Genomic DNA, 22228 nt, shown 5'->3' with positions numbered 1-22228 from the left:
GCCCCGGCGGTCGATGCGGGACCGCGTGAGCGATCGCAGGGTGTTCCTCGCCGTGCTCATCGTCGCCCTCGGCGCGCTGATGAGCCTGCTGTCGCCGTACTTCCTCGAGGTGGGCAACCTGCTGGCGATGACGCAGTACGGCGCGGTCATCGGCCTGCTGGCCCTCGGCGTGTCGCTGGTCATCCTCGGCGGCCGGGGCGGCATCGACCTGTCCGTCGGGTCCGCGCTGAGCCTGTCGGGCATCTTCATGGGCCTGCTCGCCCAGAACCTCGGGCTCAGCCCGTGGCTGGCCGCGCTGGTGACCGTCGCCTTCGGCGCGCTGCTCGGCTCCGTCAACGGCTTCATGGTCGCCCGGCTGGGCCTGCCCCCGCTGATCGTCACGCTGAGCACGCTCTTCCTGTACGGCGCGCTCGCCCAGGTGCTGACCCACGGAGGCCAGCTCGGCGGGTTCAACCGGGAGGGCTTCGCCGCCCTCGGGCAGACCGCGATCCTCGGCGTGCCCGCGCAGGTGCTCCTGGTGCTGGCGCCCGCGTTCGCCGTGGCCATCTGGGCGCAGAACCGCACCGCCTTCGGCCGGCGGCTGCACCAGATCGGCACCAGCGACCGGGCCGCGGCCCTGGCCGGGGTCGACGTGGACAAGCTCAGGTTCCGGCTGTACTGCCTGTCCGGCGCGCTGGCCGCGCTCGGCGCCGTGGTGACCAACGCGTGGCTGCTCACGGCCCGGCCCAGCGCCGGCCTCGGGATGGAGCTGCAGGCGATCACCATCGCCGTGCTGGGCGGCATCCACATCTTCGGCGGCCGCGGGCACCTCAGCGGCGTCCTGCTGGCGCTCGTCGTCGTGGTGGTGCTGTCCTGGGGGCTGCAGCTGGCCCAGGTCGGCAACTCCGTGCAGACCGGCATCCTCGGCCTGGTCCTGGTCGGCGCCGCCCTGCTGAACAACCTCCTCAGCCGGAGGGCTCCCGGATGACCGCCACGAACCCGCGGCCGCTGGACGTGCTGGCGGTCGGAGACGCCAGCGTCGACTACTTCGTCCGGGTGCCGCACATCGCCACCGCCGACGGCAAGGCGATCGGGCGGCTGCTGAGCATCCAGGGCGGGGGCATGAGCGCCAACCTGGCCGCCGCCGCGCGGTTCGCCGGAGCCCGCAGCGGCCTAGTCACCGCCGTGGGCTCCGACGAGCCCGGCCGCCAGGCGCTGGACCGGCTGGCCGCCCACGGCGTGGACGTCTCCGCGAGCGTCACCGTCGCCGGCGGGCACACCTGGTTCTGCGTGGTCCAGCTCGACGACACCGGCGAGAAGTCCCTCGTCGGAGCGGTGACCGAGGTCAAGATCCCGGCCACGGGACAGGTTTCCGACGACCTGCTCCGTACGGCGCGGGTCGTCGCCCCGCTGGCCGACGACCTGGACTGGGCGATCGACCTCGCCACCCGGGCCCGAGCGAACGGCGCGGCCGTGGCCGTCGACCTCGAACCCGACGCCGTCACCGGGCGCCTGGACAGGACGCTCGACCTCGCCCACGCCAGCGACCTCGTCTTCTGCAACCAGGGCGCGGTCGAGGTGCTGGCCGGCGGCGACCCCGGGCGCTGCGCCGAGCTGCTCATCTCCGCCGGCGCGTCCGTCGTCGTGGTGACCGGCGGGCGCAACGGCGCGGCCTGCCACAGCCGGGAGGAAAGCTGGCACGCGCGCGGGCCGGAGGCCGAGGTCGTCGACACGACCGGCGCCGGAGACGCCCTGGCCGGGGCGTTCACCGGGTCCTGGATCCTCGGGCGCTCCCTCGCCGGCAGCCTGCGCGCCGGCGTCGCCACCGCCTCCCTCTGCGTGGGCCGCCTCGGCTCGCGCGCCTACCTCGACGCCGGCACCGGCCTCGAGACGTCCCTGCGGAACGTCACCCTCGACGCCGCACCCCGTCCACAAGGAATCCGATGACCACACTTCTCGACCGCATCCACGGCAGCCTGGCCGCCGCCTGCATCGCCGACGCCCTCGGCGCGCCCACCGAGGAACGCTCCATCCCGGAGATCCGGGAACTGTTCGGCCGCAGGGTCGAGAGCTTCCACGCGCCGCTGCCCGACGCGCCGTACGCGGTCGGGCGCGGGCCGGCCCAGATCACCGACGACTCCAGCCAGATGTTGCTGCTCGCCGAGGCGTTCGCCGAGCACGACGGGGAGGTCACCCCCGAGGTCATGGCCCGCCTGCTCATCGGCTGGTCCGGCAACCCCTCCTACTATCCCCACTTCGCCGGCCCGACCACGCGCAAGGCCATCGAACGCCTCAAGGCCGGGGACGACCCCTGGGAGGTGGGCAAGGCGGGACGCGTCATGAGCGAGGGCGCCAGCAACGGCGGCGCCATGAGGGTCGCCCCCGCCGGCCTGGTGCACCCCGGTGACGTCGAGGGCGCCGTCCGCGCGGCACACCTGACGTGCGTGCCGAGTCACCACACGAACATCGGCGTCGCCGGAGCCGCGGCCATCGCCGCCGCGACCGCCGCCGCCTGCGTGGACGGCGCCGACCTGTTCCAGGTCGTACGGGCGGCGCGGCGCGGCGCCGAACTCGGCGAGGCCCTCGGCGGCGAGCAGGGCCGGCACGTCCCCGGCCCCTCCGTCGCCCAGCGCATCGACCTCGCCGTCACGCTCGCCGTGCAGTCCCGCGACCTGGACGACGCCATCGAGCGGATCGCCTCCGTCATCGGCACCGGCCTGCCCGCGGCCGAGGCCTGCCCGGCGGCCATCGGCCTGCTGGTGGCGGCCGGCGGCGACCCGTTCCGGACCGCGGTCGCCGCTGCCACCGCGGGCGGCGACTCCGACACGGTCGGCTGCATGGCCGCCGCGGTCGCGGGCGCGCTCAACGGCATCGCCGCGGTGCCCGCCGCGGCGGTCGCCCGGGTGGAGGAGGCCAACGGGCTCGACCTGTCCCGCGTGGCCGCCCGGCTGGCCGCCGTCGCCCGCCCGGTCCCCGTGGGCAGCGGGACATGAGCCCCCGGCGCCGGGCGGGACATCAGACCAGCCCGGCGCCGCCCGGCGCCGGGCTGGGGGACGGTCTCAGCCGGCGCGCACCGGGGCCAGGGTGGATCCGGTGCGGGTCTTGGTGACCTTGAGCTGGGCGGGGATCCGGGACCTGAGCTCGGCGACGTGGCTGACGATGCCCACCGCCCGCCCTCCGTCGCGCAGCCCGTCAAGAATGTCGAGGACGCTGTCGAGGGTGTCCTCGTCGAGGGTGCCGAAGCCCTCGTCCACGAAGAGTATGCCGAGCTCCGCGCCACCGGCCTCCGCCGTGACGACGTCGGCCAGGCCCAGCGCCAGGGCGAGCGAGGTGATGAAGCTCTCGCCCCCGGACAGCGTCGCCGGATCGCGGTCGACGCCGGTCCAGCCGTCGGCCACCCGCAGCCCCAGCCCGCCGCCGGAGCGCGCCCGCGACCCCGCCGTCTTCCGCAGGTCGTGGCGTAGCAGGTAGCGCCCGCCCGACATGTGGTCGAGGCGTTCGTTCGCGGCGTCCACGACCTGCCGCAGCCGCTCGCCCAGCACGAACGACGACAGGCTCATGCTCCACCGGTTGTCGCCGGACGTGCCGCCGGCCAGCGCCGCCAGCCGCTCCGCCAGGCGGTGCCGGTCGGCGGCCGGGCGCCAGCGTTCGAGCCGGCCGGCCAGCTCGCCGTACAGCTCCTCCAGCCGTGCCACCCTCGCCACAGCCCCGTCGCGAACGCTCGACAGCCGCGTGTGCGCCTCCTCCAGGGCGTCGCGCTCCGCCTCGATCGCGGCCAGGTCGGGCGCGGGTTGGGCCGCGGCGGCGACCAGCTCGGGGTCGGCCAGGGTGCTCATGACGGCGGCGTGCTCGTCGTCGAGGCGGCGCAGCAGCTCCGCCTTGCGCTCCCTCTCGGCCGGGCTCCTGGCCGCCGCCTCCGCTTCCGCGACGTCCGCGAACCCGGCCTCGGCCGCCGCCTCTTCCGCCGCCTGCCGGGCCCTGTTCAGCTCGTCATGGGCCGCTGCCGCCGCCTGCGTGGCCTCGCGGGCCTCCCGCAGCAGCTCGGCCTCGTCGCCGAGCCTGGCCAGGCGGGCGGTCAGGGTCGGGTCGCCGCCCCGCGCCGCGTCCAGGCGCGCCCCGAGCCTTCCGGCGTCACCGCTCAGCTCCTCGTGTCTCGTGCGGCAGGCCGCCAGCCTCGCGCCGACCCTGCGGCGCTCCTCCTCCTGGTCCTGCCGTTCACGATGGAGCCGCGCCGCCTCCCCGGCCAGCTCGTCCTCCCGCCCGGCCGACTCCCGCAACCTCCGCAGCTCCTTCTCGGCCTCGGCCAGCACGACCGCGCCATCGACCTCCTGCGCGCCGTGGGAACCCCCGTCGCCCGCCATCTCGCTCGAAGCGGTGTCCTGACCGGTAGGGCGTGGCCCCGCGCCACGGTCGCCTCCCTCGGCACCCGGACGCGCGAGACCACCGGCCGCCGCCGGCGCGGCGGGGCCGTTGTGCGCGGCGCCTGGACGCGGAAGGGCGCCGGCTTGCCCTGGCGGTCCGGCGGCGCCGGTCGTGGCGAGGCCGGACGTGGCGAGGCCGGTCCGGAGGCGGGCGCGTTCGGACCGGAGCTGGGTGAGGTGAGCGCGGTGCGCGGCGAGGGTCTCCGCGATCTCCATGGCCCGGTCCCCGACCTGCTCGCGTTCGGTCTCGACGCGGTCGAGCGCGTCCGCCAGGGCAGGCTCGCGGGCCGCCACCGCCTCCAGACGGGCGACCTCCTCCTCCGCCCGCAGCACCTGCTCCCCGGCCTCCGCCACATCAAGGCCTCCCGTGGCCTCGACCGCGTCGGCGTGCCTGGACTCCAGCGAGGCGAGCGCGCGTTCCGCCGCCTCGCGTTCGGCGAGTGCGGCCTCGTGCTCGGTCTCGGCCGCGTGCTCGTCGTCGGCCGAAGGGGCGCTCGGGGCGGGAGCGGCAGGATCGGGATGGTGGTCGGAGCCGCACACCGCGCACGGCTGCCCGTCGGCCAGGTCGCGGGCCAGCTCCGCCGCCATGCCGTCGATGCGGGCCTGGCGCAGGTCGAGCCACCGTTCGCGCAGCGACTGGGCCTGGTCGACCAGCACCTGATGGGCGGCGACGGCCGCGTCCAGCTCGGCGGCGAGGCTCTCCCGGCGGTGCGCGGCCTCCAGCGCGAGCCTGGCGGCGTCGAGGCTCGCGGCCGCCGCGGGGATGGCCGCCGCCTGCGCGCGTACGTCGGCCAGGGCCGCGTTCGCGTCGGCTATCCGGCCTGGGAGCTCGGCCTGGGCGGCGAACACCTCGGCCTCGCGCTCCGACAGCTCGACCAGCTCGGCCGCCAGCCTGGCCAGCTCGTCGTCGATCTCGATCAGGTGGGCGGCGGCGTCGCGCACGGCCTGCGCCGCCGGGATCCTGGCGGCGTCCGTACGCGCCTCGGCGAGCACGCGCTCGGCCCGCTCGACGAGGCCGGGCAGGACGGCCAGCCGCTCCGCGACGGCCTCGTCGGCCTCGACAAGAGCGGCCAGTTCCCCCTCCACGCGCAGAAGGTCACGCCTGACCACCGACAGCCTGGCCTCTTCCGTGAGCAGCTCCGACAGCCGCGCGATCTCGGCCTGCCGCTCGCGTTCGAGCACCGCCAGCTCGGCGGCCGAAGGGACCGTCGATCCCCCGTGACGCCCCGGGCCCGGGCGAGCGTCCCCACGCCCGTCGGGGGTCGCGACACCCTCGCGCGCCCCGGCCGACGGATCGCTCTCATGCCCTCCGGAAGGTGCGGCGCCGTCGCCCTGGTGCACCGGACGGCTTCCCCGCCCTCCGGAGACCGCGGCGCCGTCCCCTTGGAGTATGGGATCGGGCGGGTGGTTCGCGGGCCGCCCGGAGGAGTGAGCGCCGAGGGCCGGCCGTTCCGTGCCGGGGGCGGGTGGGGTGGTGGTCAGGAGGGGGCGTGCCCGGGCGAGGGCGTCGGCGGCCAGGGTGCGGGCCTTGGTGGCGGCCTCCGCGCGTTGCCTGGCGGCGGTGACGAGCGGGATGACGCGGTCGGCCCTGGCGGCGTCGTCGAGCATGGCCTGCAGGTCGGCTCTCTCGTCGGCGCGCTCGTCGAGGGTGCGGCGGAGGGTGAGCGCCTCGGCGTGGCGGCGCCGGCGGTCGGCCAGGGAGGCGGCCCGTTCGTGCCGGAGGCGGGCGGAGCGCAGCGCCTGGCCGGCTGCGGCCCGCTCCTCGGTGGCGCCGTGCACGACCGCCCGCGCGGCGTCGAGCAGAGCCCCGGCCCAGCGCAACGGGTCGGCCTCCGGCGTGAGCCGCTCCGCGTCCCCGGCTTGGTCGGCGGCGTCGCCGGCGGCCTCCTCGACGCGTTTGATCGCGAAGTCGACCTGCTGCCTCAGCTGCTGGGCCGCGCGCCAGGCCTGTTTGCGGTGCTCGGCCAGCCACGCCTCCGCCTGGGTGAAGATCTTGACGGTGAACAGCCGTTCGAGCAGCTTGGCGCGCTCGTCGCCGCCGGCCCGCAGGAACTTGGCGAACTCCCCCTGCGGCAACATCGCCACTTGGCAGAACTGGTCGGCGTTCATGCCGAGCAGCTCGCCCACCAGGTGCCCCGCCTCGTCGAGCCGGGTGGTCAGCCCCTGCCAGGACGACCCCCGCCGCTCGGAGACGACGACCTTGGCCTTCTCTTCCGTGAACCCGGTGCCGCGCAGCTTGGGCCGCTGCCAGGTGGGTGAGCGCTGGATGCGGAGTAAGCGGCCGCGGATCGTCACCTCGAGCGTGACCTCAGGCCCTGTCGTGCGCGGGGCGTGGTCGCAGCGCAGGCTGCGGGCGCTGTTGCGCTGGCCGGGGACCTGGCCGTAGAGGGCGAAGCAGAGCGCGTCGAGGATCGTGGTCTTGCCCGCCCCCGTGGGCCCGTGGACGAGGAAGAGGCCGGCCTCCGCAAGGGCGTCGAAGTCGACGGTCTCGGTGCCGGGAAAAGACCCGAAGGCCGTGAACGTGAGCCGGTGCGGCCGCATCTATGCCATCGTCTCCTTCACCCTCGATGCCTCGATGGCCTGTCTTAGCAGGGATTCCTCATCAGGCGCCGCAGGCTCGCCGCGCACCTCGCGGACGAAGTCGAGGGCGACCTCTGCCTCGGGCCGCCCGCTCAGGCGCGCGGGCCGGACGGCGGGGAGGGCGCCGTCGGGCTCGAAGGCCAGGGCGAGGGTGTGGGGGAACCGGGCGCGCAGCCGCTCCATCGCGGATTTGGGCCGGACGGCGTCGGTCAGGGTGACGTGGAGCCAGTGGTCCTCGAGACGGGCGTGCAGCGGAGAGGCGAGAATCTCGTCGAGGCGGCCCTTCAGGGTGCCGACGGGACGGGGCACGGGGGCGGCCACGAACTCCGTCTCCCCGCCCAGCGTGACCAGCCAGGAGCCCTTGACGTGGCCGGCCTCCGAGAAGGAGTAGGCCAGCGGCGAGCCCGAATAGCGCACGGTCTCGGACATGCGCTGTCGCCCGTGCAGGTGGCCGAGCGCGACGTAGTCGACCCCGTCGAAGACCGGCAGGGGCACGTGGGCCACCCCGCCCACGCTGATGTCGCGCTCGCTGTCGCTGGCCTGCCCGCCGGTGACGAAGCAGTGCGACAGGACCACGGAGGCGCGGTGGCGGGCGGCGTCGGCCCTGACGCGGGTCATCGCGTGGGTGAGCGCCGCGGTGTGGCTGCGGTCGGGCAACTCCCAGCCGGCCCGGACCAGCTCGGGCTCCAGGTAGGGGATGCCGTAGAAGGCGACGTCGCCGACCAGCACCGGCTCCCACGCCTGGTCGGGGCGCGTGCGCACGTGCACCCCCGCCGTCTCGAACAGCGCCGAGCCGAACCTGAGCCGCAGCGCCGAGTCGTGGTTGCCGCTGATCAGCACCACCCGCGCCCCTGCGGCGCGCAGCCGGGCGAGCACGTCGTCGAGCAGCGCGACCGCGTCGACCGGCGGCAGCGCCCGGTCGTAGACGTCTCCGGCGATCGCCACGACGTCGACCCGCTCGGCCCGCACCGTCTCCACCAGGTGGTCGGCGAACGCCACCTGCGCCGCGAGCAGGCTCTCGCGGTGGAGCGAACGCCCGAGATGCCAGTCGGACGTGTGCAGGATGCGCATGTCGCAGGAAGCTAACAGGTCTCACCGACAAATGCGGGCTCACCCGTCTCAGGAGCCGGGAGTACGCTGGACGATCGGCGGGCAAACCAACGCACATGGGGAGGCCGATGCGCACGGGCCGTGGCACCTTGAGCGTGGCCGCCGGTCTGGTGCTGGTGGCTCTCGCGACGGTCGGATACGTCCTGCCACCCGCATTCGACCCGCCGCCGCTCAAAGCCGATCCAGCTTTCCAGTCGATCCCGGCCCAGCCGGTGGCCGAGCTGGAACCTGTGGCGGCGACCGCCTCCGTCCGCAGGGAGCAGATCTCGGTCGCCGGCGAGGGGCAGCGCCTGGAGGGGACGCTCCGGGTGCCGCTGACGCCTGGGCGGCATCCGGCGATGGTGTTCGTCTCCGGCTCGGGGAACGGGTCGCGGACCGAGTTCACGCCGCAGGCCGAGTTCCTGGCCATGGCGGGCGTGGTGACGATCGCGTTCGACAAGCGCACGATCGGCTACAACTTCCGCGACCGCGACTTCGGGCTGCTCGCCGACGACGCGCTGCGCATGGTGGAGTATCTGCGCACCCTTCCCGAGGTGGATCCTTCGCGCATCGGGCTGTGGGGGGTCAGCGAGGGCGGCTGGGTGGTGCCCGTCGCGGCGGCGAAGAGCAGCGCGGTGAAGTTCCTGGTGATGGTGTCCTCGCCGAACGTCTCCCCGCTGCGCCAGGTCGCGTGGGCGCTGAACGAGCAGCTGCTCAGGCTGCACGCCCCGATCGGCGTACGCGACCTGCTGACCAGGGCGATGGGCGGGGTGGGCTTCGACTTCCTGCGCTACGACGCGATGCCGGCTTTAAGCCAGGTCAAGCAGCCGGTTCTGGCGTTCTACGGCACCACCGACCCCTCGATCCCCTTCGTCGAGTCCACCCAGGCGCTGATCACGGCGATGAAGAAGGCGGGCAACGACGACTACACGATCCGCTTCATGGCGCGCGGCGACCACGCCATGCGGGTCCACGGCGGTGACTTCACCCAGGGCTATCTGGAGACCCTCGCCAACTGGATCATCGGCCTGCCGGGCACCGCGGAGCCGTCGGTGCACATGGCGGGCGCCACCCCGGTCCAGCGGTTCGAGGCCAGCGACGTGCCCGCCGCCCCCTGGTACGCGGGCGGCACGATGCTGGGGCTGACGATCTGCCTGGCCGCCGTCGGCTACGTGGCGGGGCCGGTCGCCGCCATGGTCGTCCGCCTGCGCGGCCGCGCGGGCGTCACCGCCGAGGCCAACGCCCGCCTCTGGCCGCCGCTGCGGCGCAGGCTGAGCAGGATCGCGTGGACGAGCCTCGGCCTGCTGATGTCGGTCGTGGCGTTCATCACGCTGCTGGTGCTGTTCTCGGTGAACCAGGCGGGCGCCTGGCCCGCCGTGCTGGCCGGCTGGCTGGTCGTGCGGGTGCTGGCGGTGTGGATGCTGGTCCAGGAGGTCACGGCGGTGGCGGCGCTCGTGTCGGCGCTGCGCGAGGGCATGCGGCCGAGCCGCTGGCAGCACGTGGCGATCGCGGGCGTGCTGGGCGGCACCGGCCTGCTGATGGTGGCGGCGGCCTACTACGGGCTCTTCTCGTTCCCGTGGTAGACGAAGGCGTTCATCCAGCGGTCGAGCTCGCCGAACACCTGCTTGCGCACCGGTTCGGCCGACAGCACCAGGTCGTGCAGGCCGTCCGCGATGCGTACGCACGTGACGTGCGGCCCGACCGAGGTGGACCAGCGGGCCATGTGCCGGGGGTCGAGCACGATGTCGGCCGCCCGTGCCTCGGGAACGAAGTCGCGTACGCGCAGGCCTGTCGCCGAGGTGAGGACGAGCACCGGCACGTCCACCGACAGGCCGGCGTGCAGCCGCCGCTGGGCCCTGCGGATGGCGGCCAGCCACATGGCGTGCACCGAAAAGCCGCCCAGGGGCTTGAGCTCCAGGTCGTAGTCCCATTCGCCCTGCAGGCTGCGGTGCAGCGTCTGCCCGTAGACGGTGCTGGATCCCAGCGGGATGACCCGGCGGGTGTAGGACAGCGGCGTCTTGAGCAGGTCGGCGGCCAGGCGCAGCGGCGTGGGCACGTTGAGGTCGAAGAACGGGCTGTTGAGCACCAGCCCCTGCACCAGGCCGCGGCCTCGCACCCGGTCGGCCCACAGGGGCACGATCAGGCCTCCGGTGGAGTGGGCGTTGATCGTCAGCTCGTCGTGGTCCTGCCTGATGATGCGGACGGCCTCGTCGATCTCGGGGAAGTAGTCGGTGACGCTCCTGATCAGGCCCCTGGTCTGGTGGGGCAGCAGTGAGCGGCCGTACTTGCGCAGGTCGAGGGCGTAGAAGTCGATGCCGCGGCTCACGTAGTGCTCGGCCAGGTGGTCCTGGAAGAAGTAGTCGGTGAACCCGTGCAGGTAGAGCACGGCCCTGCGGGTGGGGGTCGTGGCTCTCCTGGCGACCAGCGTCGCGACGACCGCGCCCTCGAAGTCGTCGGGCAGGGGCAGCACGGTGATCTCGTACACGCTAGACACCATAGGGATCGTCGGGCCACGACGGCACGCCTGGCGGGAGATCCTGGCTGACCGTCATCGGGAATTCGGCGGGCCGTTTCTTTAGGAAGGCGGTCACCCCTTCGACCGCGTCGGGCGCGCCGCCGAGCTCGGTCATGAGCCGAGAGTCCGCCGCGTGCGCCTCCCACGGGGAGGCCGCCGACAGGCCGGACCACATCAGCCTGCGGACGGCGGCCACGGAGACGGCGGAGGTGTTCGCGGCGATCTCCCGAGCCAGCGCGTACGCCGCGGGCAGCAGCTCGTCCGCCGGGTACACCCGCGAGACCAGCCGCCCTTCGAGCGCCTCGGACGCGGGGAAGATCCGGCCGGTGGCCGCCCACTCCATGGCCTGGGCGATGCCGACGATCCTGGGCAGGAACCAGCTGGACGCGGCCTCGGTGACGATGCCGCGCCGCGCGAACACGAACCCGAACCTGGCCGTGTCCGCGGCGAGACGGACGTCCATGGGCAGCGTCATCGTGACCCCGACGCCCACGGCCGGGCCGTTGATCGCGCCGATGACGGGCTTGAGCGACCTGGCGATCCTGAGCGCGACCGTGCCGCCGCCGTCGCGGGGCGCGCCGTTCACGCGTTCCCGCTCGCCGGGCTCGCCGCGGCGTCCGAACGTGTCGCCGCCGCCGCTCAGGTCGGCTCCCGCACAGAACGCGCGGCCCTCCCCGGTCACCACCACGGCGCGTACGTCGTCGTCCGCGTCGGCCCTGTCGAACGCCTCGATCAGCTCCGCGCGCATGGTGAGGGTGAAGGCGTTGAGGCGTTCCGGGCGGCGCAGCGTCACGGTGGCGACACGATCGGCCACCTGGTATCCGATCTCGGTGAAGACCATGAGTAGAATCATATTCGGTTGCTGATGTTCATCCTCCGATAAGGACACATTTCGCATTCGCTGCGTAGGCTGCCGCCTCGATCAGACCTGAGACGGGCCACGTCAGCGGCCTGCCTCGGGCAGCGAGCTCCGCGTCTTCGGCGAGCCACACCGCCGGGTCCACCACAAGACGCGGCGATCGCGCCTATGGTGGACATCGCGGGGAAACGGGGAAGGCGTGCGGCAGGCGAAGGAACCGATGAACGCCGGAGCGGTCCTGGGCTGGCTGGTGCTGGGTGCGCTCGCACCCGGCGCCGCTCATCTGCGCGCCGGATGGCGCAAGACCGGCCTCGTGCTGCTCTCCTGCTACGCCGCGCTGCTGCTGGGCCTGCTCGCCCTGGGCCTGCTGACCGACAACCTGCTCGGCTCGCTGACCGAGAACTCCTGGCTGACGGCGATCCTCGTCGGCGCGTCCGCGCTGGGCGTGGGGTGGTTCGCCCTCATCGTGCACTCGTTCGTCGTGCTGCGGCCGGGGCGGCTGCCGCAGGCGGGGCAGATCGTCACCGGCACGCTCGCGGGGCTGCTCGCCGTCGTCGTCGTGGTGCCGTTCGGCGTGGTCGCGCAGTTCGTCTGGACCTCGCAGCAGACACTCGACGGCATCTTCCAGCAGCCCCCCGCCGACGACGGGGCCCCGGAAGCGGCCGAGCCGGAGCCGGAGAACCCGTGGGCGGGCCGGCGCCGGGTCAACATCCTGCTCCTCGGCGGCGACGCCGACGACAACCGGGTCGGCGTGCGCACCGACAGCATGAACCTGGCCAGCGTCGACGTGGAGACCGGCAACACCGTGCTGTTCAGCCTGCCGCGCAACCTGGAGGACGTACGCTTCCGTCCAGGCACGCCGATGGCCGAGCGTTTCCCCGGTGGCTTCCGCCTGCCCGCCGACCCGGGCGGCGGCCGGAGCGACCTGCTCAACAGCGTCTGGGAGTACGCCGACTCGCACCCGGAGATCTTCGGCGGCAAGGAGCACCAGGGCGCCCAGGTGCTGATGGACACGATCGGCTACACCCTGGGTGTCAAGGTCGACTGGTACGCCCTGGTCAACATGTGGGGGTTCGCCCGGCTCATCGACGCCATCGGCGGGGTCACGATCACCGTCGAGAAGGACGTCGTGTTCGGCAGGTACAACGAGGGCCTGGTCAAGGCCGGCACGCGCAAGCTCAAGGGCGCCGACGCGATGTGGTACGCCCGCTCGCGCACGTACAGCGACGACTACACGCGGATGCGCCGGCAGCGCTGCGTGCTCGGCGCCATCCTCGACCAGGCCGACCCGGCGACGGTGCTGACCAGGTTCAACAAGATCGCGCTGGCCACCAAAGAGCTGATCAGGACCGACATCCCCCGGCCGATGCTCAAGCACCTGGTCCCGCTCGCGCTGAAGGTCAAGAACGCGAAGGTGTCGAGCGTGCAGTTCGTGCCGCCGCTCATCAACACCGGCTACCCCGACTGGGACAAGATCCGCGACGTCGCCGACAAGGCCATCCGCGACTCGAAGAACACCAAGCCCGCGGTCGCCGCCTCGGCCACCCCGTCGCCGGAGCGGCCCGCGAGGACGGGGAAGGCGGACAAGCCGTCGAAGGTGACCACCGAGCCGCCGGCGAAGAAGACCGGCGACGACCCGGGCGACCCGGCCAAGGGCCTCACGGACGGCTGCGGCTCCTCACTGGCGAACAGCTGACCAGGCGCTCCCCCCGGGGGGCGCGGTCAGGACAGCCTGGTGACGATCCGGCCCACCGGCACGCCGCCGCCCAGCACGTCCACCCGCGCGAACGCGGCCGCCCCGCCGACGTCGCAGCCCATCAGGCGCAGCACCTCTATCGCGATGGCGGTCGTGGCGCGCGGGCTGCCGTCGACGACCTTCACCGCCACCGAGTGCCCCGACTCCAGCGCCACGACCAGCACGCCCTCCGCGCCGCCCTTGGCCAGGGCGCCGGGCAGCGCCCGCATCAGGCCGGTGTTCTGGTGGCCGGTGCCGCCGACGTACTCGGGGTGCTCGCGCATCGCGTCGGCGACCTGGCGCGGCCCGCTGCCCGGCGCGGCGGTCACCAGCCCCCGCACCGCCCGCGCGAGGCCGGTCAGCGTGAGCCCGTACAGCGGCGCCCCGCACCCGTCGATCGCGACGTGCGCGGCCTTCTCCCCCGCCAGTTCCTCGGTGACGGCGCGCACGTGCAGCTGCAGGGGATGCTCGGGAGCCAGGTAGCCGGGCACGTCCCAGCCGGCCGCCACGCAGGCGGCGAGCATGGCGGCGTGCTTGCCCGAGCAGTTCATGCGCTCGCGGGAGACGTCCTGGCCCTGCCTGACCAGCTCGCGCATGGTGGGCTGGTCCTCGGGCCACGACGGAGGGCAGGCCAGCGCCTCGGCGCCGAGGCCGTAGTCGTCGAGCAGCTCGCGGACGAGGCGTACGTGGAAGTCCTCGCCCGTGTGGCTGCCCGCCGCGATGGCGAGCCTCGGCCCCGCCAGGGCGGCGCCCGCCGTCAGGCAGGCCAGCGCCTGGAACGGCTTGGCCGAGGAGCGGGGCAGCACCGGCGCGTCGACCGGGCCGAACGCCACCTCCGTGCGCCCGGAAGGGCCGAGGCCGACGGCGCTGCCGTAGTGCACGCTCTCCACGAACCCCGACCGGATCACTTCGGCGAGCAGGGCGAGTTCAGGCACGTGCGGGTCTCCTTCTGAGCGGGGTGGGCCGGCGGGCCTCCAGCGTGCGGGCCAGCTTGGACAGCGAGGCGTTGACCACCAGGTAGATGAGCGCGACCACGAGGTACGTCTGGATGACCAGGTGGTTGTAGGCGGCCAGGACCTTGCCGCTGTAGAGCAGTTCGCCGTAGCTGACGATGAAGCCCAGCGAGGTGTCCTTGAGCAGGCCGACGGACTGGCTGACGATGGACGGCAGCACCCGCCGGGCGGCCTGGGGCAGCACGATCAGCCGCATCGTCTGGAAGCGGGTGAGCCCGACGGCCAGGCCCGCCTCGGTCTGGCCGCGCTCGATCGCGTTGATGCCGGCGCGGAAGATCTCGGCGAAGGCGGCCGCGTTCGAGACCGTCAGCGGCACGACCAGCTTCCAGAACAGCGGCAGGTCCATGCCGTAGCGCGGCAGGGCGAACAGCACGACGTACACCAGCAGCAGGGCCGGGATCGTCCTGACCACCTCGACGTATCCGGCGGCCGGGAGCCGCACCCACCGGCGCGGCGAGAGCCGGCCCAGCGCCAGCAGCAGGCCGAGCGCCATGGACAGCGCCGCCGAGACGACGGCCGCGAGGAAGGTGGACCACAGGCCGTCCAGGAGGTAACGCCACATGGGCCAGGTCGCGTACGGCTGCCAGCGCGCGGCGTCGAGCTGCCCGTTCGCGGCGAACTGCCGCACGGCCAGGGCGACGAGCGCGACGGCGGCGAGCGTGCCGAGCACGGTCGCGATCCGGATGCGCCTTCTGGCCCTGGGCCCCGGCTCGTCGAAGAGCGCGGTGCTCGTCATCGGAGTGCCCGCCTCGGGAGTGGGTGGAAAGTCATCGGAGGATCACCAGCCTCCGTTCGAGGCGCCCGGTGACGAACCCGGCCACGGCGGCGATCAGGGCGTAGGCCACGCCCGCGCCCACGAAGATGGGGATCGGCTGCGCCTCGACGAGATTGACCCGGTTGGCCGCCGCCGTCAGGTCGACGACGCCGACGGCCGCGGCGAGCGCGGTGTTCATGGTCGTCATGATGAAGATGTTGCCGAGCGGCTGGACGACCGTGCGCAGCGCCTGCGGCAGGATGACGTGCCGCAGCGACTGGCCGAACGTCAGGCCGATCGCCCTGGCCGCCTCGCCCTGGCCCTTCGACACCGAGTTCACCCCCGAGCGCAGGGCCTCGGCGACGTAGGCGCCCTCGTACACCGCGATGACCACGATGGCCGTCTCCAGCAGACCGGCCTGGATGCCGATCTCCGGCAGGCCGAAGAACGCGAGGACGAGCAGCACGAGCAGCGGCAGGTTCTGGAACGCCTCGACGTAGGCCGTGCCGAGGGCGCGCAGCACCCCGACCGGGCTGACGCGCAGGGCGCAGACCAGCACGCCCAGCACCGCCGCGCCCGCGAAGGACCCGGCGGTGAGCTGGAACGTCACGACCAGTCCCTGCCACAGCTCGGGCAGATGATCCAGCAGGACGGACATCAGGACCCCGGCACGGAGCCGATCCGCGGCGGCTGCGGAGCCTCGCCGGTCACGACGGTGCCGATGGACTTCTTCCAGATCTGCTGCCAGACCCCGGTGTCCTGCGTCTTCTTCAGCCAGTCGTTGAGGAACTTCTTGAACGTGTCGTCACCGTGCTTGAGCCCGATGCCGTAGGGGTCCTCGGTGAACGGCTTCGTGACGATCTCGATCGCCGGGTCGGCCTTGGCGTCGGCGATGAGGATCGTCTCGTCCTGCACGTACGCGACGCCGCGGTCCTGCTTGAGCGCCTGGACGCACTCGGGGTCGCTGCCGAACGTGATGATCTCCGCCTGCGGCGCCAGCTTCTTGATCGCGGGAATCGCCGGGGTGTTCGCGCCCGCCAGGACCTTCTTGCCGTTCAGGTCCTCCGGCTTGGCGATGCCCGTCGTGCCCTTCTTCACCGCGATCGTCAGACCGGAGGTGTAGTACGGGCCCGCGAACGAGACCTGCTTCGCGCGTTCCTCGGTGATCGTGTACGTCTGGAAGACGACGTCCACGGTGCCGTTGGCGAGCAGCGCCTCACGGGTCTCCGACGCCGAGTTGACGATCTTCACCTTGGGCTCGCCGAGGATGTAGGTGGCCAGCGCCTTGCCCATCTCCGCGTCGAACCCCTCGACCTCGCCGGTGACGGGGTTCTGCTGGGAGAGCAGGGGCGCGTCCAGCGAGCCGCCCACGAGGAGCTCGCCGCGCTTCTTGATCTTCTCCATGGTCGAGCCGGGCAGGATCTCGGCCGCCGTCGCGACGGGCGCCTTGGCCAGCACGTCGGGGCCGCTGCTCGGGGACTCGCCCGGCACGGCTGGGCTGCTCGACTCACCGCAGGCCGCCAGGGTTAACACCGCGAGGACGGCGGCGGCGACAAACCTCTTCATGAACAGCTCACTTCCTTCGATATCGAAGATAAGCCGGACCGTAGTGGGATATTTCGCACCAAGTCAATACGTTGTCGTCTGAAGTCAACGCATGGTAGGTATTTTCACATGAACCAGCGGCTGCCCGTGCAGGGGGCACAGGGTGACCTGCTGCGACTCGTCGCCACCGGCAAAGCCGAGTCACGCGCGGACCTGGCGCGTTTATCCGGCCTGGCCGCGTCCAGCGTGTCGCTGCGCGTCGAAGAGCTCCTCGACGCCGGCCTGCTGGCCGAGGAGGGCTCCGGCACGTCGCGCGGCGGGCGGCGGCCCCGGCTGCTGCGCCTGTCGGACACGGCCGGCGTGCTCGCGGTCGCCGATCTGGGCGCCCACCACGTGCGCCTCGGCCTGCTCGACCTCAGCGGCGCCCCGATCGTGATCGAGGAACGGCCCTGCGAGATCGCCGACGGTCCCCGGGCCACGCTCGACCGCATCGCCGACGCGTTCGACGCGCTGCTGGCCGAGCACGTGCCCGCGGCGGTGCCGCTGCGCGGGATCGGCACCGGCATCCCCGGCCCCGTGGACCCGCTCACCCTGCGGGTCGTGACGCCCTCGCGCATGCCCGGCTGGAACGACTTCCCCGTGGCCGAGCACCTGGCCACCCGCTACGACCTGCCGATCCTGGTCGAGAACGACGCCAACCTGATGGCCGCGGGCGAGACACGATGCTGGCCGGACCGCCGTAACCTCATGGTCGTCAAGGCAGGCACGGGCATCGGCTGCGGCGTCGTCGTGAACGGCCGCCTGCACAGGGGCCGGGGCGCCGCCGGCGACATCAGCCACGTCCGCGTCCGCTCGGACTCGTCCGTCATCTGCGCCTGCGGCCATCCCGACTGCCTGGAGGCCTACGCCAGCGGCGCCGCCCTGATGGCCGCCCTGTCGGAGGCCGGGATCCCGGTGACCCGCACCGGCGACATCGTGGGCCTGGTCAACGACGCGATCCCCGAGGCGACCAGCCTGGTGCGCAACGCCGGCCGGCGGATCGGCGAGGTCCTCACCGTGCTGGTGAACTTCTTCAACCCGGACGTGGTGGCGGTGGGCGGCAGCCTGTCGGCGGCCGAGCCGCTGATCACCTCGATCCGGGCCGCCGTCTGGGAACGCTGTCTCCCTCTGGCCACCAGGGACCTGGAGGTGGTGCCGGCGCGGGCCGGCCGCGACGCCGCGCTCCTGGGCGCCGGCGCCCTGCTCCTGGAGGCCGCGCTGACCTGACGTGCCACCTGGGCTTCAGCGCGCGACGGCGTAGGTCACGGCGCGGTCCTGGCCGAGCCGCGCCCCCTGGCGGAAGGCCGTCGCGAACGCCCTCCCGCCCAGCGCCCTGCGCGCCCGCTCCCTGCACTGCTCGTGCCATGCCGCGTGATACCACAGCCGTTCTGGCGAGGCTCCCATCGCCTGCCACAGCGCGTGGGCCGCGCCCATCAGCCCGGCGGCCCGCCCGTGCTCCTCGCGGGCGCCCGCGATCCACGCCAGCACCTCCAGGCACTGGGTGAGACACCAGCGGTCGTTGACCTCCCCGGCGAACAGGGCCGCCGACGTCACCAGCGCCTCGGCCCGGCGGCAGTCGCCCAGGTTCCAGCGGGCGACGCCGAGCGCCAGCTGGGCGTACGCGCGGGAGACCCGCGCATGGTGCTTCTCGCAGAGCGTGAGCAGTTCCTCGCCGAACTCGGCGGCGCGCTCGGGGTGGCCGACGGAGCCGTACGCGGAGGCGTAGTAGAGGTTGAGCATGACGCCGTCGAGGTTCTCGCCCGCGCGGTGCAGGGCCAGCGACTCCTGCAGCAGCGAGAGCCCGCGCTCGTGGTCTCCGCTGGAGAACGCCGCGACTCCGGCGGTCCTGATGGCGTACGGCAGGACGGCCTCGTTGCCGGGGCGGCGGGCCAGGTCGAGGCACTCCCCAAGCCTGGGCAGCGCCATCACGAGGTCGCCCTGGCGCAGGGCGAGCATGCTGTCCACCCAGAGCGCCGTCGCGCGGATCCTGCCGCACTCCCGCACCAGGTGCAGGCCGCGTTCGAGCCAGTATCTCCCCTCGATGAGCGATCCGGCCAGGAGCCAGTAGCACCACAACGCCGAGGCGGTGTCCAGCCCCACGCGCGTCAGCTCCGGCGTGCTCAGGCACGCTTCGAGGGCGACCCGCACGTTGGGCAGCTCGACCTGCAGCCGCCGGTAGCGTTCGAGCTGGTCGGGCACCATCCGGTCGATCTGGCTGTCCTCCACCAGCCGCCGGTGGTGATCGACGTAGCGCTCGCGCAGCCGGTCCTTCTCGGACGGCGTCAGCCGCTCGCAGCCGTACGCGCGCAGGCTCTCCAGCATGCGGTATCTGAGCCCGCTCTCCCTGCGCTCGCAGCACAGCACCGACTTGTCCACCAGCCCGGCCAGCAGGTCGAGCACGTCGCCGGCGTCGATCCCGTCGCCGGAGCACACCGACTCGGCGGTGTCCAGATCGGCCCCGGCGGGGAACATCGACAGCCGGGCCCACAGCCGCTGCTCGGCCGCCGAGCACAGCCCGAAGCTCCATTCCGTGGTCGCGCGCACCGAGTGGTGGCGCGGCAGCGTGGCGCAGGTGTCGGCCTCCAGCACGTCGATCGGCTTGTCCAGTTCGCGTATCAGCTGGTCGAGCGGCATCGTGCGGAGCCTGGCCACGGCCAGCTCGATCGCCAGCGGCACCCCCTCCAGGCGCTGGGCCAGCCGGGCCACGCGACACGCGTTGTCCGCGGCGAGGGAGAAGCCGGGCAGGACGTCCGCCATGCGGTCCTCGAGCAGGCGGACGGAGTCGTGGCGGGCGATCTCCCCGAGGGGCCGGCCCGGGTCGGGCACGGCCAGCGGCCGCACGGTCAGCACCTGCTCGCCGTAGACGCCCAGCGTCTGCCTGCTGGTCACGAGGATGCGCAGCCGGGGGGCGACCCGCAGCAGCCGGTCCACGAAGCGGGCGCAGATCGCCCTCAGATGCTCGCAGTTGTCCAGGACGAGCAACATCCGCTTGCCGGACATGCGGTCCACCAGCACGTTCATCGGGTCGGGGCCCGTGTCGCGCAACCCCAGCGCCGAGGCGACGGCCGGCTCCAGCAGCTCGCCGGTCTCCAGCGTGCCCAGCTCGACCACCCCGACGCCGTCGCGGTACGCCCCCTTGACGTGCTCGACGATCTGGAGGGCCAGGCGGGTCTTGCCGACCCCGCCCGCCCCCGTCAACGTGAGCAGCCGTCCGTGGATCAGCGCCTTCCTGGCCATGGCCAGCTCGCGTCTCCGGCCGACGAAGGAGGCTCCGCCGGTCAGCAGGCCGCCGTTGGACTTCATGAGGAACTCCCGGGGTCGCGGTGGTCCTGCTCGCCGACCCAGGCGGCGATCTGGGCCCGTGAGGTGAACCCGAGCTTGTTCAGGATGTGCTCGACATGTCCTTCCGCGGTCCGCTGGGCGATCACCAGCGAGGCGGCGATCGCCTTGTTGCTCATTCCCTGGGCGACGAGCCGGGCGATCTCCGTCTCTCTGCGGGTGAGCGGCGACGAATCGGCCGCCTGCCTGCCCGGCCGCGGGTCCTCATCCATGGCGTACGCGACCCCGGCGGTGGAGCCGAACTCGGTGCCCTTGCGGAAGGCGGTGTCGAAGCGCCGTGCGCCGAGGCGTTCCCGCGTGGACGCCTCGCAGGCGTCGTGGTAGTCGGACAGGTTGCCGAACAGCGGTCCGCCGAACGAGCGCCAGTTCTCCCGCGCGGCCCCGAGCAGGACGGCGGCGCGCTCGGGTTCGTCCTCGGCCGCCATCCACGCCAGGGCCTCGATGCACAGGGCGATGCCCAGGCGGTCGTCGAAGGGCTGCTTGAGCCGGATGGCCAGGCGCTCCATCCCGACCGCCTCCGCGGTGTCCCCCTGCCGCCACTTCTCGATCCCGAACACCCACAGCGTGTACGACCTGAACCAGTGCTCCTGGCGGGCCTCGCACATCTCCAGGCACTCCTTGAAGTGCGTGACGGCCTGTTCGGAATGGTCGAGGAGCGAGTGCGCGGTGGCGAGGTAGATCAGCGCGTTCACCACGCCCGTCTGGTCGTCCTCGTCGCGGCTGCGCTCCACCGCCTCGCCGAGCATCCTCAGGGCGCCGTCGAGGTCACGCTGGAGCAGGGCCGAGAAGCCGGCGACATAGGCGGACCTGGCCAGGATCGACTCCTCGCCGAGCCGCACGACCAGGCTGTGGCATTCGTCCAGCATGGCCGCCGCCACCGCGAAGTCGCTCTGCAGGACGGCCAGCCTGGCGTCGACGACGAGGGCACGGGCACGGGCCGCGCTCGGCTCGTGGTCCGCGGCGAGCAGGCGGTCGAGCCAGCTGCGCCCTTCGCGGAACGAGCCCGACGCGATCCAGTAGAAGCGCAGCGCCATGGCAATGTCCAGGCCGGGTTCCGTCTCGCCCGGCGTCGTGAGGCAGAAGTCCAGGGCCGCGCGGATGTTGCCGTGCTCGGCGCGCAGGCGGGCGAACCAGGTCAGCTGGTCGGGGCCGTACCAGCCCCGCTGCGCCCGGTCGACCAGTTCCCGGCACCAGTCGCGGTGCCGCAGCTTCAGTTCCTGCTCGCCGCCCGATTCCCGCAGCCGGTCGCGGCCGTACTGGCGGATGGTCTCCAGCAGCCGGTACCGCACCGACGAGCCGTGGTCCTCGCGGGCCAGCACCGACTTGCCGACGAGGCCGCTCACCAGGTCGACCATCTCGTCCGGCTCGATGCCGTCGCCGGAGCACACCTGCTCGGCCGCCTCCAGGTCGACGCCTCCCGAGAAGACGGAGAGCCGGGCCCAGAGCAGTTGTTCCTGCTCGGTGCAGAGCCCGTAGCTCCAGTCGATCAGCGCCCGCAGCGTGCGCTGGCGGGGCATGGCGGTCCGCGCGCCCTTGGTGAGCAGCCGGAAGCGGTCGTCCAGCCGGGCCAGCAACTGGTCGACGGAGATCGCCCTCAGCGACACGGCGGCCAGCTCGATCGCGAGCGGGATGCCGTCCAGCCGCCGGCAGATCCGCGCCACGCTGTCGCCGTTGGCGTCGGTGAGCTCGAAGCCGGGGAGCACGGCGTGGGCGCGGTCGACGAACAGCCGCACCGCGTCCGACTGCCGCAGCGACGCGGTGGACGGGCGATCGCTGTCCAGGCCCGGGACCACCAGCGGCGGCACCGGCATCGTCACCTCGCCCATGACACCGAGCGCCTGCCTGCTCGTCGCGAGGATGCTCAGGCGGGGCGCCGCGCGGATCAGCGTGGCCGCCAGGACCGCGCAGTCGTCCAGCAGGTGCTCGCAGTTGTCGAGGACCACGAGCAGGTGTCTGTCCCGCAGGTGGCCGGTGAGCACGTCGATCGGGGAGCGTACGGACCGGTCCTGGATGCCCAGGGCCTCGCTGACCGTCTGGGCGAGCAGCTCGGGGCTCTCCAGCGCGGCCAGCTCGACCAGCCACACACCGTCGGGGAAGGCACGCCGCACGTCGCACGCCACCCGCAGGGCCAGCCGGGACTTGCCGACTCCTCCCACGCCGACGAGCGTCACCAGCCTGGACTCGGACAGGAGCCGTTTCACCTCGGCCGCCTCATGCCGGCGGCCCACGAAGCTGTTCAGCTCCGCCGGCAGCCGGCAGTCGTTCGCGATGTTCGACTCAGCCATGGCCTTGATCACTCCAGCGGCCCAGCACGCGCTGAGCCGTCAGTGTCGGACCTCCCCTAACCCAGGTTAAGCCCT

General features: G+C 73.1%; 16 protein-coding genes. 6 read left to right on the top strand and 10 right to left on the bottom strand.

Translation table 11 applies throughout. The features are described from left to right. Positions 1–25 precede the first annotated feature (25 nt). From ACTWPV_RS08785 to ACTWPV_RS08775, 3 genes are read left to right on the top strand one after another with little or no spacing between them, the layout of a single operon-like run. Entirely contained in the window at positions 26–967 is a 942-nt protein-coding gene (locus tag ACTWPV_RS08785) for an ABC transporter permease (RefSeq protein WP_443151313.1), read from the top strand. Beyond that, a complete protein-coding gene (locus ACTWPV_RS08780; RefSeq protein ID WP_443151312.1) occupies positions 964–1926 on the top strand; it encodes a carbohydrate kinase family protein in 963 nt (320 codons plus the stop codon). The genes ACTWPV_RS08785 and ACTWPV_RS08780 overlap by 4 nt, the downstream gene beginning before the upstream one ends. After that, positions 1923–2972 carry an ADP-ribosylglycohydrolase family protein gene (locus ACTWPV_RS08775; protein WP_347644193.1) on the top strand — a complete coding sequence of 350 codons (1050 nt, stop codon included), beginning with the start codon at positions 1923–1925 and terminating at the stop codon, positions 2970–2972. The genes ACTWPV_RS08780 and ACTWPV_RS08775 overlap by 4 nt, the downstream gene beginning before the upstream one ends. Positions 2973–3038: 66 nt before the next feature. Here ACTWPV_RS08775 and ACTWPV_RS08770 read toward each other — a convergent pair whose 3' ends face one another. After that, on the bottom strand, positions 3039–6941 hold the full coding sequence (locus tag ACTWPV_RS08770) for an AAA family ATPase (protein ID WP_443151311.1): 3903 nt from the start codon (positions 6939–6941) through the stop codon (positions 3039–3041). Next, on the bottom strand, positions 6942–8051 hold the full coding sequence (locus tag ACTWPV_RS08765; RefSeq protein ID WP_443151310.1) for an exonuclease SbcCD subunit D: 1110 nt from the start codon (positions 8049–8051) through the stop codon (positions 6942–6944). It abuts the gene before it with no gap. A gap of 107 nt (positions 8052–8158) precedes the next feature. Between ACTWPV_RS08765 and ACTWPV_RS08760 the strand changes: the two genes are divergently transcribed. Further along, positions 8159–9652: a prolyl oligopeptidase family serine peptidase gene (locus tag ACTWPV_RS08760; RefSeq protein WP_347644196.1), complete on the top strand. Its 1494-nt coding sequence runs from the start codon at positions 8159–8161 to the stop codon at positions 9650–9652. On the opposite strand, the gene ACTWPV_RS08755 is transcribed toward ACTWPV_RS08760, so the two are convergent. Next, a complete protein-coding gene (locus ACTWPV_RS08755; protein WP_347644197.1) occupies positions 9625–10554 on the bottom strand; it encodes an alpha/beta hydrolase in 930 nt (309 codons plus the stop codon). The two genes, ACTWPV_RS08760 and ACTWPV_RS08755, sit on opposite strands and share 28 nt — an antisense overlap. A 1-nt stretch (position 10555) precedes the next feature. Continuing rightward, the gene (locus ACTWPV_RS08750) at positions 10556–11425 is read right to left on the bottom strand and encodes an enoyl-CoA hydratase-related protein (RefSeq protein ID WP_443151309.1); all 870 of its coding nucleotides are present in this window, start codon (positions 11423–11425) and stop codon (positions 10556–10558) included. A 238-nt stretch (positions 11426–11663) separates the two neighbouring features. Between ACTWPV_RS08750 and ACTWPV_RS08745 the strand changes: the two genes are divergently transcribed. Beyond that, positions 11664–13139 carry an LCP family protein gene (locus ACTWPV_RS08745; RefSeq protein ID WP_443151308.1) on the top strand — a complete coding sequence of 492 codons (1476 nt, stop codon included), beginning with the start codon at positions 11664–11666 and terminating at the stop codon, positions 13137–13139. Positions 13140–13165: 26 nt separating this feature from the next. On the opposite strand, the gene ACTWPV_RS08740 is transcribed toward ACTWPV_RS08745, so the two are convergent. Genes ACTWPV_RS08740 through ACTWPV_RS08725 form a run of 4 tightly spaced genes read right to left on the bottom strand, consistent with a single transcriptional unit; the run spans position 13166 to position 16511 of the window. Then, positions 13166–14113 (bottom strand): asparaginase, encoded by a 948-nt coding sequence (locus ACTWPV_RS08740; RefSeq protein ID WP_347644200.1) that lies wholly within the window; start codon positions 14111–14113, stop codon positions 13166–13168. Beyond that, positions 14106–14927 (bottom strand): amino acid ABC transporter permease, encoded by an 822-nt coding sequence (locus ACTWPV_RS08735; protein ID WP_347644201.1) that lies wholly within the window; start codon positions 14925–14927, stop codon positions 14106–14108. The genes ACTWPV_RS08740 and ACTWPV_RS08735 overlap by 8 nt, the downstream gene beginning before the upstream one ends. A gap of 31 nt (positions 14928–14958) precedes the next feature. Then, positions 14959–15603, bottom strand: a complete 645-nt coding sequence (locus tag ACTWPV_RS08730; RefSeq protein ID WP_347644202.1) for an amino acid ABC transporter permease — start codon at positions 15601–15603, stop codon at positions 14959–14961. Beyond that, positions 15603–16511 (bottom strand): glutamate ABC transporter substrate-binding protein, encoded by a 909-nt coding sequence (locus ACTWPV_RS08725; RefSeq protein ID WP_347772836.1) that lies wholly within the window; start codon positions 16509–16511, stop codon positions 15603–15605. The genes ACTWPV_RS08730 and ACTWPV_RS08725 overlap by 1 nt, the downstream gene beginning before the upstream one ends. Positions 16512–16619: 108 nt before the next feature. On the opposite strand from ACTWPV_RS08725, the gene ACTWPV_RS08720 reads away from it, so the two are divergent. After that, complete coding sequence (locus tag ACTWPV_RS08720; protein ID WP_347644204.1) at positions 16620–17756, top strand: ROK family transcriptional regulator; 1137 nt, start codon at positions 16620–16622, stop codon at positions 17754–17756. 15 nt (positions 17757–17771) lie between these two features. Here the strand turns inward: ACTWPV_RS08720 and ACTWPV_RS08715 are convergent, their stop codons facing one another. Both ACTWPV_RS08715 and ACTWPV_RS08710 read right to left on the bottom strand, forming a co-directional pair. Further along, on the bottom strand, positions 17772–19832 hold the full coding sequence (locus ACTWPV_RS08715; RefSeq protein WP_443151307.1) for an ATP-binding protein: 2061 nt from the start codon (positions 19830–19832) through the stop codon (positions 17772–17774). Then, the gene (locus ACTWPV_RS08710; protein WP_347644206.1) at positions 19829–22153 is read right to left on the bottom strand and encodes an ATP-binding protein; all 2325 of its coding nucleotides are present in this window, start codon (positions 22151–22153) and stop codon (positions 19829–19831) included. The genes ACTWPV_RS08715 and ACTWPV_RS08710 overlap by 4 nt, the downstream gene beginning before the upstream one ends. Between the last annotated feature and the right edge of the window lie 75 nt (positions 22154–22228).

Origin of the sequence: Nonomuraea sp. KM88 (assembly GCF_052245635.1) — a bacterium.
GTDB lineage: Bacteria > Actinomycetota > Actinomycetes > Streptosporangiales > Streptosporangiaceae > Nonomuraea.
The sequence above is the reverse complement of the archived record's forward strand: the minus strand, read 5'-3'. Positions and strand labels throughout refer to the sequence as shown.

What these genes read in the sequence shown, in the direction of transcription:
- ACTWPV_RS08780 (WP_443151312.1), top strand. Translation starts at nt 964, where the DNA reads ATGACCGCCACGAACCCGCGGCCGCTGGACGTGCTGGCGGTCGGAGAC.
- ACTWPV_RS08775 (WP_347644193.1), top strand. Translation starts at nt 1,923, where the DNA reads ATGACCACACTTCTCGACCGCATCCACGGCAGCCTGGCCGCCGCCTGC.
- ACTWPV_RS08770 (WP_443151311.1), bottom strand. Translation starts at nt 6,941, where the DNA reads ATGCGGCCGCACCGGCTCACGTTCACGGCCTTCGGGTCTTTTCCCGGC.
- ACTWPV_RS08765 (WP_443151310.1), bottom strand. Translation starts at nt 8,051, where the DNA reads ATGCGCATCCTGCACACGTCCGACTGGCATCTCGGGCGTTCGCTCCAC.
- ACTWPV_RS08760 (WP_347644196.1), top strand. Translation starts at nt 8,159, where the DNA reads ATGCGCACGGGCCGTGGCACCTTGAGCGTGGCCGCCGGTCTGGTGCTG.
- ACTWPV_RS08750 (WP_443151309.1), bottom strand. Translation starts at nt 11,425, where the DNA reads ATGGTCTTCACCGAGATCGGATACCAGGTGGCCGATCGTGTCGCCACC.
- ACTWPV_RS08745 (WP_443151308.1), top strand. Translation starts at nt 11,664, where the DNA reads ATGAACGCCGGAGCGGTCCTGGGCTGGCTGGTGCTGGGTGCGCTCGCA.
- ACTWPV_RS08735 (WP_347644201.1), bottom strand. Translation starts at nt 14,927, where the DNA reads ATGACGAGCACCGCGCTCTTCGACGAGCCGGGGCCCAGGGCCAGAAGG.
- ACTWPV_RS08730 (WP_347644202.1), bottom strand. Translation starts at nt 15,603, where the DNA reads ATGTCCGTCCTGCTGGATCATCTGCCCGAGCTGTGGCAGGGACTGGTC.
- ACTWPV_RS08725 (WP_347772836.1), bottom strand. Translation starts at nt 16,511, where the DNA reads ATGAAGAGGTTTGTCGCCGCCGCCGTCCTCGCGGTGTTAACCCTGGCG.
- ACTWPV_RS08720 (WP_347644204.1), top strand. Translation starts at nt 16,620, where the DNA reads ATGAACCAGCGGCTGCCCGTGCAGGGGGCACAGGGTGACCTGCTGCGA.
- ACTWPV_RS08715 (WP_443151307.1), bottom strand. Translation starts at nt 19,832, where the DNA reads ATGAAGTCCAACGGCGGCCTGCTGACCGGCGGAGCCTCCTTCGTCGGC.
- ACTWPV_RS08710 (WP_347644206.1), bottom strand. Translation starts at nt 22,153, where the DNA reads ATGGCTGAGTCGAACATCGCGAACGACTGCCGGCTGCCGGCGGAGCTG.